Here is a 13956-nt window from a genome sequence, read left to right as displayed (position 1 = left end):
CGGGACCTTATATAAGATTTCTGGGGACGCAACCGTTGACAGCAGCCGCGGAGGAAGGTTGGTGAAAGCTTTTTAGTATCTGAAAAGCAATAGCTAACCAGTGAATCAGCATGCCTTACTGTGGAAAATGTGGAAACCAGATAACTCCGAACGCAAAATTCTGCGGACGCTGCGGCGCCCCACTTACCCAAGCCCCGCCGCCAGCAACCGAGCCTAGCCCCAAAATCAGTAGCAGCCCAGCCCAGGCAGCCTACAATCCCCCCTCAGACTACACGGCGCCTCCCGCATTCAGCACTGTGCCTCCACCACCGCCACCGCCGCCTCCGCCGGCAGCACCGACGCCTGCACCCGCCGCGCCAGCCATGCCTTCGTCAGTTGCGCCAGCAGCGATGCCGTCACAGCCCTCAGCTCCAGCGCCTCAGCGGTTGCCGCAGGCCAGCGGCGAAGAAACCTATGGCGTCATCTTGTTGCGCAGGATGAAGTCTCTTGGCCGATACGACAGCTATGCAGGTGTAGTTACGTCTCAGCGGCTGATTTTTGCGCAGATCACCAGCCAAATGGTGACGGATGCGGCGCAGCAAGCAAGAGATCAAGCTAAAGCGGATGGCAAAGGCTTCTTTGGGCAGTGGGCTAACCAGCTGAAAAACACCTTCGGCTTCACCGGCCGCTACCTCACGATGCCTCCTGACGCGATTTTATCGGAGACCCCCGGCAACTTTGCCCTCGACAACAACAGCATAAACGAAATCAAAGTGCACCTTAAAGGCGGCGGCTACGAGCAGAATCAGCGGGATGAGTTTGAAGCGGAAATCCGCTCCAGCATGGGCAAATATGTGTTTCGAATGGACAAGAACAGCGGCCACACTGACCTGCTTAAACGGGCATATGGCGATCGGGTAAAGATGCCGTTTGGTTACATCTCCAAGACCGTGAATATCAAGTTTTAGTTTGCCCTCTTTTCCTTTTTTGTTTTGCATTTGACGAGTTTTAATGGATGCTGGGTCGCAGGCGGCTTGGTTAAGCCGAAAAAGCTTATATCTTCAGCAATTGAATAAGCGCTTGGAGGCATGGAGTATTAAAGGAGCATTAGTGTTTCTGGCAATCTTTGCCCTTTTAGTCGTCTTAACCCTAGGCAACACCGCAATACCGCCCGGACAAGCAATCTACAACACGGTATTACCCGGCACCGAAGCCGCCTCAGGCTACTTTGTAGGCGGCGCAGTCGACGCAGTCACCGCAATCATCTCGGTCTTCAACGGCGTCATCTACGGCTTCATCGCATGGCTCATCTTCACGGTTCTGATGATGTTCACTAAAAAAGACAAGAAACAAGACGTGCACGTCAACGTAACCGTCAACAACAACGCCCCAAGCAACTCGCCCCCGCCGCCACCGCCCCAAAACTAAAAGCCAAAGAACCGCACATTTTTTTTCTCCTCTCTTCTACGTGAGGTGCCGTATAGAAAAAGTTAAAGCCCCAGACATGATTAACCATTTGTGGTTTATATGCAGTTTTTTACGGTAACAGATCAATCCAGCATAAAACATAAAGTTCTTGTAGTGCCCCTTAGCCAAACCGAAATGAACGAGCTTGCCGGCCAATGCCAACAGTGCATGCCCTCCATATCTGTTTCCTCGCTGCTTCAGCTTGGACGCCCCTACGTGATTATTGATTTCGGTCCAAACGCGTGGAAAACCGCCATCCCCCTCGACGAGCAAACCACCGATGGCCACCCTGTAGGCGACGAATTGGAAATAGGCGACATCTTAAACGTCGTTTTAACTTCCGAGAAGAATGCGCTGCAACCCCAAGGCGATAAAGTGTACATGAACGTTCCATTGGAGGCGGTTTTGGCTTTCAGCATCCTCTACTCCGCGGATATGGCTGAGAATTATGCGTTGTTTAAGATGATGCATCAGCCTAAAGCCCAGTAGATTAGCGTAGGTAGCGGCTAAACCAATCCATCGAAAGCTTAGATACTTCCTCGAGTTTGCCGGGTTCCTCAAAAAGATGCGTGGCGCCCTCCACTATGACGAGGCGATTCTTGTTTGTCATCTGACGCATAGCCTGACGGTTAAGATCGATAACTTCCTCATCTAAACCCCCTACCAGCAGCAGCGTCGGCGCCTGAACATCAGAGAGAAATTCACCTGCCAAGTCAGGTCTTCCGCCGCGGGAAACCACCGCAGCCACATCACTGGGCATCTTGGCAGCCGCCATCAACGCTGCAGCCGCGCCCGTGCTGGCTCCGAAGTAGCCGAGGGCAAGCTGATTTGTGTTAGAATCATTTTTTAGCCATTGCGTCACGCCAACCAGCCGCCCAGCCAACAGGGGAATGTCAAAGCGGTACTGCGCCGTCAGCGCATCCTCCTCTTCCTCGTCGGGTGTAAGCAAATCAAACAGCAGCGTACCCAGCTGGGCTTTGTTGAATTCTTTGGCGACGTATTGGTTGCGGGGGCTAAAGCGGCTGCTTCCGCTGCCATGGGCAAACACCACCACGCCGTGGGTGCCAGAGGGCAAAAACAGGTTTCCCTCAACCTCAGCGGAGCCAACGGGGATTCTAAGGGTCATTTCCATTTCGCTCAAACCGCAGCCACCCCCTGCTTTGGGCGCTGGTTGCCATCTTTGAGAAGCCCGATGACTTCTTCATCGCTGGTCTGGTTAAAGTCCCGATAGAATTGCCCGATGGCCTGGAAATACTCAGGGGTATAGAGGCATACGACGCGGTCTGCAAGTTGCTTGAGCTCCTGTATGGTTGAGGGAGGCCCCACCGGCACCGCGACGGTTACGCTTGCTGCTCCCCGGTTCTTCACCGAAGCTAAAGCCGCCTTCATCGTGGAGCCCGTGGCGATGCCATCATCTACAACAATCACATCCCGCCCAGTTAGGTTGGGTTCGGCGCGGGTTTGGCGGTATAGTTCGAGGCGGCGGCGAATCTCCTGTTTCTGTCGCTCGCTTTCCTCAGCGATGTATTCCTCGGTGACGCCCATGTAGGTGACCAAGTCATCGTCTATGATGGCGGTGCCGTCTTCAGCTATGGCGCCAATCGCCAACTCTGGGTTGTCGGGCGCACCCAGTTTATGCGGGATAATTATGTCCAGCGGCAACCCCAGCGCCTTAGCTATCTCGTAGCCCACAACTACACCGCCCCGTGGAATCGCAAGGACAACGCCGCCGCGGGAGAAACCCTCAAGGGCAGCAGCTAAACGCTTACCAGCATCTACGCGATCAGAAAAATAAGTCATAACCAAAACCTCAAGCTACATTCGACATTAATTATGAGAGAGTTTGGATATAAAACTAGTTAGTTACGCAAGAAGACAACAAAGTATGGTAATGCCTCTGAACTGAAGAAAAAATGTTAGTCAAAATTGTTTGTGAATGCCAGTCAAAGTTTCTTGACGAAAACACTTTAAAACCAGCCCGGAATCAGCAATATCGGTGGAGACAAAGACTTGAATAAACCCCTTCCCATAGCACTTGCCTTGTCAGTGCTTCTCATCTCATCCGCGGGGCTGAGCGAATTTGAGGTGGCGCAAGCTAATTTCTTTGTTGGACCATGGCTGGTTGTGGAGTCGCCGACTGATTGGAAGGTCTACACAAACACCACCATCCCCCTGAGCTTCTCCGCGTTGGTTCGCAACGGCTCCACCGAGGTCGTGCGTTTCCTCTACAGCCTAGACGGCGCCTCAAACGTTACATTAACTGATTTGACGCGGGAGAACGATGTGGGCGGTTACACTTTTCGAGTCACCGGGGTTCTGAAGGATTTAATGGAAGGCAATCATACGATTACGGTTTATTCGCAGGACCACGCAGGCACCGAAATGTCGGCCTCAAAGGAGTTCATGATAGATACGCAATTCAAAAACCCAATCACCTTGCTATCCCCCCAGAACATAACCTACACCGTAGATGGCAGCAACAAAACCGACGTTGCCCTGACATTTGCCAGCACCGAAAAAATCAACTGGGTTCTTTATCTGCTAGACGATTTTAATAGCGCCCCAGTCAAGGACGGAAGGATTACTGGGAACATTACTTTAACTGATTTACCAATTGGAAACCACAAAGTAACTGTCACCGTTGGCACAGTGAGGGGGCCCTATTCGCTGACGGTCGAGTTTAACGTGGCGGAACCAGAGCCTTTCCCCTTCGCCACCGTCGCAGCCGCAGTGTTAGTGGCTCTGGCGATTGCTGGCGGTATATTGCTGGTTTACTTCAAGAAACGCCCGAGAAATCTACGGCAGCCCCATGCCTAACCATATCAGCTTAAAGAAGTAGCCTACATGATGCACCCACAAACCTTTATGCCATACCCCCTGTCAAGCATCTTGGACGTGAATGTTTGTCAACCAAAATTTTGGCTCTTGACAGGGCAATCCAGAACACCATAGAGTGGCTAGACGACATCCAAACCGAGCTGGGTTGGGAACGCCGCAGCGACGCCTACAAAGCCACCAAAGCCGTGCTGCAAACCATCCGCGACCGCTCCACCATCGAAGAAGTCATGCACCTCACAGCGAACCTGCCGCTTATCATGAAGGGGATGCTTCTTGACGGCTATACACTTAGGGAGAAGCCAGTGAAGCTGCGGGATGCCGACGAGTTTCTGCTCTATGTGCAGGCGAATTATGATTCGCAGGGCGACATCATCGACGCAGAGGAAGTGGTTGAGGCTGTGGCGGCGGTGCTGACCCGGCGGATGGGCGGCGGAGAAATACAGAAAATCGCCTCGACGATGCCGCATAAGATTAGGCGGCTGTTTCAAACTGCGCCGGAGGCAGAGACGGCTTCGGGCAAAACAGAAATCCCAGTTTACTAGCTAAACGGATCTTTGTGCGGCTTTATATAAGGGGAGGGAGAGGTTGGTGGAGCAGCAGATGCCGCTTCTATGTTGCTATAAATAGAGGGGGGTAGAGGTGGCAGAGCAAGCGAGACCCCTGTAGAGCAAACAAACCTTTTGAAACGAAACGAAAGCTCATTTTGTCGTGAGGTTCACTTTCAGTGACCCCTCCACTGATTGAAAAAGCAGTTTATTCAATTGTTTTAAATATGCCCAGCGACACATCAAGCTAAGCTGTGAAAACCATGTCAGAAGACACCGACTTTAACCTGCCAGAGGAACCGCAGGAAGAAGAAAAAAGCGAAAAAATGCTGCAGATGGAAGCAAACAAGAAAAAATACGAGTTCATCGAGGATCTCCCCGGCGTGGGTCCCGCAACCGCCCAGAAACTCCGCGAACTCGGCTACCACACCGTCGAATCGTTGGCGATGGCGACTAGCCGCGAACTCGAGCCCGTCGGTGTCAGCGAAAAGAAAGCCTTCCAAATCATCGAAGCAGCGCGCTCCTCTGTGGGCATAGCATTTATCCGCGCAGACGAACTCTTCAAGATGCGCAAAACCGTCCTGCGACTAAGCACAGGAAGCAAAGCTCTGGATAAAATCGTGGACGGCGGCTTGGAAACCCAAACTATAACGGAATTCTACGGGGAATACGGCAGCGGCAAAAGCCAGATGTGCCATCAACTCTGCATTAACGTGCAGCTTCCGCCTGAACGCGGAGGACTCAGCGGCGCAGCCCTCTACGTGGATACAGAAAACACTTTTCGGCTGGAACGCATCGTGCAGATGGCCAAGTTCGCTGGATTAGACCCTGAGGAAGCCGTCAAAAACATCATTTACGCTGAAGCCTACACCAGCGACCACCAAATGTTTCTGCTTGAAAACGCCGACGAAATCATCAAAGCCAACAACATACGCCTCATCATCATTGACTCATTAACCGCGCATTTCCGAAGTGAATACATCGGCAGAGAAATGCTTGCCTCGCGTCAGCAGAGACTAAACAAACACATGCATAAACTCGTCGCTCTCGCACGGGCATTCAACGCTGTCGCAGTCGTCACCAACCAGGTTATGGCTAAACCCGACCAGTTCTTCGGAGACGCCATCCACCCCATCGGCGGCAACATCGTCGGCCACACAAGCCACACCCGCGTTTACCTGCGCCGTGCATCCCATGGACCCATCCGTATCGCAAGGCTGGTTTCAAGTCCATATTTGCCTGAGGGAGAGGAAATCCTTAAAGTCACCGAGAACGGAATAGAAGATGTCTCTGAGGAAGAGAAAGCAACCAAAACAACCCGTGGACGCTAACTATGCCGATTGCACAAGCATTAGTGACAAGGTACTTCCAGCTTATAATCGCCAGGCAATTCGCTGAGGCAGAACGTGAACTGGAACGTGTTAAGCAGAAAATGCAGAAAACCGACTGGAACCGCGGCTACTTCCGTGCACTCTACGGAATGTATCTCTCCCGCAAAAACACCAACGACGACTACGCCTTCTTCTCCAAGCTGGATTTAACTGATAAAGTCGCATTAAACAGCTACCGCAAAGAGTTCCTTGCCCACATGGGAAACGGGTTACACGGCGACTTCGATCGGGGCTATTTTTCCGCGTGGGCAGATTGCATGCGTATCCTCTGCCGCATAGAGGCTCCTGCACCCAAGGCCGACAAGGGCGAAGAGGACAAGATCGAGACGCTGCGCAGTGACAAGAGCCAAGCCACCATCGCCAACTTTTTCAAGGGTGACGAGGAACCAAAAATAGAGTAAATCTCTTTTTTTAGATCATGATTTGGATAGCTGTGTAGATGAGGACAAAGAAGGCTATCCAGGTGAAGAAGTACATGCCGATGCCTGTGCTGAGGATCTTTGAGGCCTGCTCGATTTTCTTCTGATACGCTGCTTTTAGGATATAGTAGGTTATGAAGTAGACGAGCAGGGCAACGGTTATGCTGTTTACCAGCCAGGTGATGTCAGTTAAGGTGCCAAAAAGCGCCGCTATCACCGCGGATATGGCGGCAGCCACTAAACCCAACGCAACCCGAATCCAGTAAAGTTGAACTACAGGAGTCATGTTTGAAATCCTAATCCTTGGCAGACATATATTTTGTTCTCCCTTAAAAAAGATGCCTAAGTATTAACTGTTTCTGCCACGCCAAAGACCCTAAACCCCGCATAAAGAGGGGTTTGGTGCAAACTGTTTTTTAGGGCAGATAACTAAGTAACGCAGCGGATAGGTATGCGCAAAAAAGATTTCACCAGCTTTGACATAGCAGCAGCCGTCAAAGAATTCCAATCCACAGTAGCCGACAGCCGAGTCAACAACATCTACCAGTTCACAGAAAAAACCCTCGTGTTCAAACTCCACAAAACCGACAAAGCCCCCCTCCGCCTCGCCATAGAAGCAGGCAAACGCATCCACCAAACCGCCTACGCCGAAGAAAGCCCCGCTGAGCCGCCGCCGTTCTGCATGATGCTGCGCAAGTACCTCCGCGACTCCTGGTTCCGCGGCATCGAACAATACGGGTTCGAACGCATTGTAACATTGAGTTTTGAAACAAAAACGGGGATGCTGCGGCTGGTGGTGGAGCTCTTCGGGGATGGCAACTTTATCCTCATCAACGAGCAAAACGTGATTGTGCAGGCGTTAGCTTTCAAGAAGATGCGTGACCGCGATATCCTACGGGGTTTGACGCTGGAGTATCCGCCTCAAAGCGGAATTAACCCCTTCCAAGCCACCCTTGAGGTGCTCAAGGAGGGGCTAAATGCCGCAGGCGAGGTGGAGGCAGTGCGGTTTTTGGCCCGGTTTCTGGGTGTGGGCGGCGTGTATGCGGAGGAGATTTTGCTTAGGGCCGGTGTGGAGAAGAGTAGGCCCTGCATAAGCCTCAAGCCAGAGGAGACTGACGCGGTTTTCGGTGCCCTGCAGAGCTTGCTTGCGCCTGTTATGGAGGGCAAATTTGAGCCAGGCATAATCCAAGACTCGGAAGGCAGCTACCTTGATGTTACGCCGCTGAAGCTTAGGCGCTATGAGGGCTACAGAACCCAGCCGTTTGAATCCTTCAACGCGGCACTCGACGAGTTCTATCTGCATGTAACCGCCGTGGAGCGGGCGGCGGGAACCATAGAGGTTGATAAACTTAAAGCTGAAGCCGCTCGGTTGAAGCGGATGGTTGCTGAGCAGGAGAAATCCATCGCTGAGGACGAAGCCAAATCCGAGCATGACCGACAAATCGGCGATGTCATCTACGCCCACTTCAATGAGCTTGAGAGCTTCCAGGAGACTTTGCTTAAAGCCAGCTCTCAGGGGTATGCTTGGGAAGCCATCGTCGGGCAGGTGTTGGCTGCCAAAAAGCAGGGTAAGTTGCCGATGGCGTATGTGGAGTCTTTTGATGGGAAAAACATGGCTTTTAACATGAATCTTGAGGGTTTGCGTTTGAGTTTTTGTTTGCGTCTGTCGCTTTTCGATAATGCTAACGAGTACTATGAGCGGGGCAAACGCGCTAAGCAGAAGGCGCAGGGCGCGATGGCGGCGCTCTATGACTCTAGACGCAAACTCGGCGAGGCGGAGGCGGAGCTTTTGGAGGCGGAGAGGCTTAGGAGCCTTAAACCCGCTGAAATCATGGAGGCGCTCTCGAAGCGTAAAGAGGAAATGGAGACGCGGCAGTGGTACGAGAAATTCCGTCACTTCACCAGCTCCGACGGGTTCTTGGTGGTGGCGGGCAAGGACACGGTGAGTAACGAGGTGCTGATAAAAAAGCACACATCCGCCGAGGACGTGGTGTTCCATGCTGAAATCGCGGGTTCGCCCTTTGTGGTGGTGAAGGCGGAGGGACGCGAAGTTTCTGGGCAGGCGCTGTTGGAGGCAGCTGAGGCAGCTGCGTCTTATTCGCGTGCTTGGCGCGAGGGCGCCGGCGCCGCAGACGTGTACTGGGTCAGGGTGGATCAGCTTAGCAAGAGTGGCCCCAGCGGGGAGTCGGTGCCGCATGGAGCCTTTTTTGTGGTTGGCAAAAGGAACTGGTTTCGCAATACGCCGCTTCGGGTTGCCGTGGGCATCTGCGTGGGCGAGGAAGCCGCGTTTGTGGGGGGCCCGGTGGATTCGGTGCGGGCGAAAACCAAAACCTACGTGGTCATCCAGCCGGGGGATTATCAGGGTAAGGAGCTGCTCCAGCTGGTCCTGCGGGCCTTAACCGCTAAACTCAGCCGCGAGCAACGCATCAAAGCCGGCAAAACCAGCATAGAGCAAATCCGCGAATACATCCCCTACACCAAAGGCGCCCTCAACCCCAAAGCCACAACCCCCTAACCTCCAAGCAAACACAGACCAACCGCGCGTGCTCAGCAGCCTCTACCCCCCCTCTATTTATAGCAACATAGAAGCGACGTCAGCTACTCCACAACGACCTCCCTCCCCTTATAAAAAGCAACCAAAGCAAACAACAGAAAACCAAAGACAAGCACAATGCAACGGGACACTAGCATGGCCCCCCCAAACAGACAAGGTCCACCCGTCACCAAAACAAAAAAGCACCACACACAAAAAAAGAGTTTTGTACCACACACAACCCCACAGAAAGGCCCAAAAAACCCCGCCACACTGTAACAACATTTAGAATATTTTCTTTACTAACATTTGATCGCTTGTTTCATATTAAATAATTGAGTGTATTTCTTGGAGTAGTTTTGAGTACTCCTTGAACAGATTTCTTTTCCCCTTACAGTATTCTATATCAAAAGGTTGTTCATGTAAATTGTGGTTATTCTTACTTTTAATGACTAAAACATTTCGCTTATCTTCACATTTTTTGCCATGCGCTAACTGGTTTCTAAATTCAATTATGTCATCTTTGAAATTATTAAAATCTACATCCATTTTAACAAGCCTATCTCGTCTTTCTATCAACTTAGGGTCCACGGCTTTTCCGCATGCAGTGATTTCCATGTTGGCCAATTTTATCTCTTCACTTAAATAACGTTTTATTATTTTGTATTTTAAGAAGTCACTAAAATTCTCGTCTTGCATCTGCTCTTTTAGAAAAGAAGAGAGGGGCTCAGATAATTGGAAAATTTTAGTTATAAGCTCTTCCATTTGACTGGCTGCATAAATTGTCTCAGCGATAAAAGTTCCGCGTATATTACTCATATCTAAATCTCGCCGCAAGGTCATTTCTATAACTTTTTGAGCTTTCTCTTCCAAATGTTCTCTATCTGTATAGTATACACCGTCAAGATTCTTTGTAATATTCTCCTCAAAATCTCTATATTGAGAATAGAGAATGACCTCGGTAAACAAACCCTCCTTCCTCAATGAACTGACCAAATCGTCGCCTCTAAAGTTAAATCTCAAATTCTGGTCAATCAAAATTAGGTCTAAATCTTTTCTTTTTGTGAGATCAGCTATTTCAGAACCATCCTTAAAATAGAAGAATGATGGGCTAAATCCAAGATTCGATAAATACTCTGCGATATTTGGCTTGCATAATTCATAATAGTCAGTTCTATTTTCAAACCAAAGAATATTATATTCTAAAATCAATTCTTATTCACCCTCAATAGAAACTCTACCCCTTTTTCGAGATGATTATTAACTTTTATCGAACCATACTCAGCCATTATTTTTTTAATATGATAAAGGCCGATGCCATTTCCGCCGGTTGTCGTATATCCGAACTTGAAGATATTTTTCAAGTCATTATCAGAAATACCAATGCCATCGTCTCTGAATCTAATCTCAAGAAAGCGCTCATCGGGGCAAGAAATACTGATTTCAATGTTTTTGCTCTTTGCTTTAGTGGAATTGCTAATAAGATTATCAATAATGACTACAATTTTCATGGCGTCAAAAATTCGCTTGAATACAACATTCTCGGGCCGATTAACTTTAATGGTTACCTGCTTTTCGTCAAGCTCTTTATTATTAAAGGGGATGTAAACACGCTCGATGTACTGTTGAATGTACAGCGACAGGTCTTCGTTTATTTCCTCAGATGAAAGCTTAAATCTAGCTTTGGAAATGAATTGTTCTCTTGACATTGAAGCCATTATCTGAGTTTGGAGCAATACATTTTCTATAGCAAACAACAATTCATCGCGTGGTATTCGTTCATCTCTTACTATTTTTCCTCTCAGCGGTAGGAGATACTTCCGTATTAACAAAGCACCAAGCCCTATTTGGTGCTGAACCGCTAAAATCTCTTTTTTTTCTTCTCCAGCAACCCTATCCAAGAACAATGCCTGTTGTTCCTTAAGCTTTATGTCTCTTTCTAAATCGCGCTGTTTTCGTTTTAGCGCTCGAAATGAAGATACGGCACTTTTTGCTTGCAAATCCAAATAGTCCTTTGCTTCCTCAGAGTTGAGGTGCTCTTTCAGCGATTCAATATTTTTCATGATTTCAGGAGTGCGTTCAATTTGCTTCTGCGAATATATTTCCAATAAATCTTTGTTAAAAGAAATCGTTTGTCCGCTCTCTTTTGCACTTTCGACGAGTTTTGTAACGAGTTTAAAAGTATCTACTTTTATATCCTCATCGCTCTTTGGTTCTGTCTCTGAATCCCAATTAATGCCCTCAACGACATATTTCTCAAGTCTAATCAACACTTTTTCCTTGAACAGTTCGATAAGAAGCTCGACTTCTGGCGTTCTAACTACGCCACCGTCTCGACTTGAAACCTCTTTAAAATTTGGTTGATATCCAATTACTTCTATACGACCCATTACATCTCTGTTTCCAAAATACCGTTTTGTGCCCTGTGTTTTTCGTTTATCTAGGCCTAGCCAGTCATCACCGAAATTTCCACAAGGGTTTATTTTAATGCCATTTTTATAGAAAAAAACTGAGCCATAGTTTACAGGTTCAAGACCCATTAATTTAGTGAAAGCGGTTTTAGCTTGAACATTTAGGTAAAAAAGGTTTATGATAACGTTATGCAAGGGTTTATAATTATTATCCTCTTTTATGTTATAAATGAAAACGCTTTTATCGTTTAATTCAGTTGTAATTTTTTCTCCTTCTGCATCAACTGTGCACTTAATGTGTGTAGTTTTTATTCCCAATTTTTCAAACAATATATTCTTAATTTCACCATTAACCTTCTCAAAAAAATCAACATATTTTTTATCCTCTGCAATAAACTCTTCCGCTATCAGTTTGATAGTGAAACCTTCAGTTTCAACGATTGCTTCTGGGTTTATCAATCGTTGGAGTTGGGATTTCAGTTTTAGCAATTTTTCTCTTTCCCATGGTTCACGAAGAGCTGAAACCTCAAGAATTGTGCCTTTTGTAAAATTAGTCACATCGATTTCAATGTTAAGTGTTTCTCTTTGTTCATATTTCACGTTGATACTTTGAAATTCTTTTGTTGGATCCTGTTCGAACTTATCCCAATCCATTGTAAGACAATGGAAGAAATTTTCGTCAGCACGCTTTGAGTAAAGCCGTAATTTGCTGCCAAGACGATCACACGAGAAACGACCGATGCCCTTTGCACCAGCCAAAGCTCTTTTTTTAATTATTTTATCACGATAATCATCGCTCTCAAGAGTTTTCTCGTTTTCGCGTTTTCTTGAGTAACCAACTAACAACCATTTTTCATGGAAATCCATGTATGACATTCCATCGCCATCGTCTTTGACGAAAATTTTGGCTGTTGTACGCCAGGTAAAATCTCGAATTCGTTTGAAATTTAGTTCCACATTTTGGGCGTTAGCGTCGTAGGAATTTTTAACAAGTTCATAGATAGCGATAAAATCATCAGTAATTAGGTCCCTACCGATTATATTTTTAAGTTCTGAACTTATCCTAAACTGTACTTGCTCTTCAATCAACTCAACATTTTCTCCAATATTTCTCCACTAAGTTCAGCAAACAATGGTGGAACAGCATTCCCAACTTGCGTATATCGGGGTACTTCGAGTTTTCTTTGTCTACCACCAGTGGTATATTTTCCTCTGAACTCATACCAATCAGGGAAGGACTGAATCCTTGCATACTCTCGAACCGTGAGTATACGTGGTTCCGAATAATGAATATAATCGTCTGGCAACGTCGTAAGAGTTGGGCAAGTTGATTTGCAATCAAGCGGTGTGATACTTTTCTTTTTCAGATTGAACGTTTTTTTCCATTCTTCCGAGAGTACAACGTCTCTTGGGCAATTTGCTAAAACTTGTATCCACCGATCAACAGTTTTTTTATTATGCCGAGCGAACCTATGACTATCAGGCAATAGACCTGATCTTTGAACCCTCATTAGTTGTTGATAGGGGCTTGTTATTTCTCCATAAACCCCTTCCATGAATGCGGGGCAATCCGAGGAAAATCGCTGGCCATGAGTTTTTTCTAGATCTGATATTGCCTCATAGAGCGAGGTGCTTTCGGTTAATCCTTTTCTTGTCAAAAAGTCTTTTTTCATTTCAACGATTTTTTGGAAGAACTGCGTTGGGTTTCCGTTGAGCATCCCTATAAGAATAAATCGTTTTCTTCTTTGTGGAATCCCATATGCTGAGAAGTCGATAATACCGCTTTTAACAGTATAGCCTAACGCTCGGAGTTCGCTTTCTACATACTCTGAAAAAGCTTTGCCTCGTGATTTTTTATGCTTGAATCCTATAGTAAACCCTATTACATTTTCGAAGAAAACCATAGAAGGTTTAACAATCTTTACGAATTTTATATAAGATTGCGGTAAGGTATTCCTAATATCATTCTTATTTCTGCGCCCGGCAAGAGAAAAGCCTTGACATGGCGGTCCGCCAACCACAAGATCGACTCTGCCCAAGTTGGACAATTCTGATTCGAATTTATTTAGAACTTCGTTAATGTTATGCTCCTTTTTTGGAAGCCAATCAGGCCAATCAAAGTGGTTTTCTTTATCAATCAAATTATGCTTCAGTGTACTAAACGCCATAGGGTTTTTTTCTATCGCAAACAACCCTCGCCAGCCAGCATTTGATAAACCTAGTGATAAGCCTCCGCAACCCGCAAAGAGATCAATATATACAGGCGCAGAGCGTTGGCTGGTAACTTGCATGCCTATTAAAGGTGCGCAAGGTGTAGATATAATTTTTCGTCTGGTTATGAATACGTTTTGGATTCCTTTTGTAAAAAAGACC

General features: G+C 47.5%; 14 protein-coding genes. 8 read left to right on the top strand and 6 right to left on the bottom strand.

What is annotated here, in order from left to right:
* Nucleotides 1-110: 110 nt before the first annotated feature.
* From NWE93_01335 to NWE93_01325, 3 genes are all read left to right on the top strand, one after another.
* Nucleotides 111-947: a zinc-ribbon domain-containing protein gene (locus tag NWE93_01335; protein MCW3998864.1), complete on the top strand. Its 837-nt coding sequence runs from the start codon at nucleotides 111-113 to the stop codon at nucleotides 945-947.
* 142 nt (nucleotides 948-1089) lie between these two features.
* The gene (locus NWE93_01330) at nucleotides 1090-1407 is read left to right on the top strand and encodes a hypothetical protein (protein ID MCW3998863.1); all 318 of its coding nucleotides are present in this window, start codon (nucleotides 1090-1092) and stop codon (nucleotides 1405-1407) included.
* Between the two features lie 99 nt (nucleotides 1408-1506).
* The gene (locus NWE93_01325; protein ID MCW3998862.1) at nucleotides 1507-1935 is read left to right on the top strand and encodes a hypothetical protein; all 429 of its coding nucleotides are present in this window, start codon (nucleotides 1507-1509) and stop codon (nucleotides 1933-1935) included.
* A 1-nt stretch (nucleotide 1936) separates the two neighbouring features.
* Here the strand turns inward: NWE93_01325 and NWE93_01320 are convergent, their stop codons facing one another.
* Both NWE93_01320 and NWE93_01315 read right to left on the bottom strand, forming a co-directional pair.
* Nucleotides 1937-2578 (bottom strand): dienelactone hydrolase family protein, encoded by a 642-nt coding sequence (locus tag NWE93_01320; protein ID MCW3998861.1) that lies wholly within the window; start codon nucleotides 2576-2578, stop codon nucleotides 1937-1939.
* Nucleotides 2579-2583: 5 nt separating this feature from the next.
* Nucleotides 2584-3246, bottom strand: coding sequence for a phosphoribosyltransferase (locus NWE93_01315; protein MCW3998860.1), 663 nt, complete (start codon nucleotides 3244-3246; stop codon nucleotides 2584-2586).
* A gap of 210 nt (nucleotides 3247-3456) precedes the next feature.
* On the opposite strand from NWE93_01315, the gene NWE93_01310 reads away from it, so the two are divergent.
* From NWE93_01310 to NWE93_01295, 4 genes are all read left to right on the top strand, one after another.
* A complete protein-coding gene (locus NWE93_01310) occupies nucleotides 3457-4263 on the top strand; it encodes a hypothetical protein (GenBank protein MCW3998859.1) in 807 nt (268 codons plus the stop codon).
* A gap of 86 nt (nucleotides 4264-4349) precedes the next feature.
* Nucleotides 4350-4826, top strand: a complete 477-nt coding sequence (locus NWE93_01305; GenBank protein ID MCW3998858.1) for a DUF2267 domain-containing protein — start codon at nucleotides 4350-4352, stop codon at nucleotides 4824-4826.
* A gap of 329 nt (nucleotides 4827-5155) precedes the next feature.
* Entirely contained in the window at nucleotides 5156-6160 is a 1005-nt protein-coding gene (gene radA / locus NWE93_01300) for a DNA repair and recombination protein RadA (GenBank protein MCW3998857.1), read from the top strand.
* Nucleotides 6161-6162: 2 nt separating this feature from the next.
* Nucleotides 6163-6621, top strand: coding sequence for a hypothetical protein (locus tag NWE93_01295; GenBank protein ID MCW3998856.1), 459 nt, complete (start codon nucleotides 6163-6165; stop codon nucleotides 6619-6621).
* 10 nt (nucleotides 6622-6631) lie between these two features.
* Here the strand turns inward: NWE93_01295 and NWE93_01290 are convergent, their stop codons facing one another.
* Nucleotides 6632-6925: a hypothetical protein gene (locus NWE93_01290; GenBank protein MCW3998855.1), complete on the bottom strand. Its 294-nt coding sequence runs from the start codon at nucleotides 6923-6925 to the stop codon at nucleotides 6632-6634.
* Nucleotides 6926-7090: 165 nt separating this feature from the next.
* Between NWE93_01290 and rqcH the strand changes: the two genes are divergently transcribed.
* Nucleotides 7091-9154, top strand: a complete 2064-nt coding sequence (gene rqcH / locus NWE93_01285; GenBank protein MCW3998854.1) for a ribosome rescue protein RqcH — start codon at nucleotides 7091-7093, stop codon at nucleotides 9152-9154.
* A 345-nt stretch (nucleotides 9155-9499) separates the two neighbouring features.
* Here rqcH and NWE93_01280 read toward each other — a convergent pair whose 3' ends face one another.
* From NWE93_01280 to NWE93_01270, 3 genes are read right to left on the bottom strand one after another with little or no spacing between them, the layout of a single operon-like run.
* Nucleotides 9500-10384: a hypothetical protein gene (locus NWE93_01280; GenBank protein ID MCW3998853.1), complete on the bottom strand. Its 885-nt coding sequence runs from the start codon at nucleotides 10382-10384 to the stop codon at nucleotides 9500-9502.
* Entirely contained in the window at nucleotides 10381-12672 is a 2292-nt protein-coding gene (locus NWE93_01275; protein MCW3998852.1) for an ATP-binding protein, read from the bottom strand. Before NWE93_01275 ends, NWE93_01280 begins: the two co-directional genes overlap by 4 nt.
* Nucleotides 12669-13874 (bottom strand): DNA cytosine methyltransferase, encoded by a 1206-nt coding sequence (locus tag NWE93_01270; GenBank protein MCW3998851.1) that lies wholly within the window; start codon nucleotides 13872-13874, stop codon nucleotides 12669-12671. Before NWE93_01270 ends, NWE93_01275 begins: the two co-directional genes overlap by 4 nt.
* Between the last annotated feature and the right edge of the window lie 82 nt (nucleotides 13875-13956).

Source organism: Candidatus Bathyarchaeota archaeon (assembly GCA_026014735.1).
In the GTDB taxonomy this organism is placed as follows: domain Archaea; phylum Thermoproteota; class Bathyarchaeia; order Bathyarchaeales; family Bathycorpusculaceae; genus Bathycorpusculum.
The sequence above is the reverse complement of the archived record's forward strand: the minus strand, read 5'-3'. Positions and strand labels throughout refer to the sequence as shown.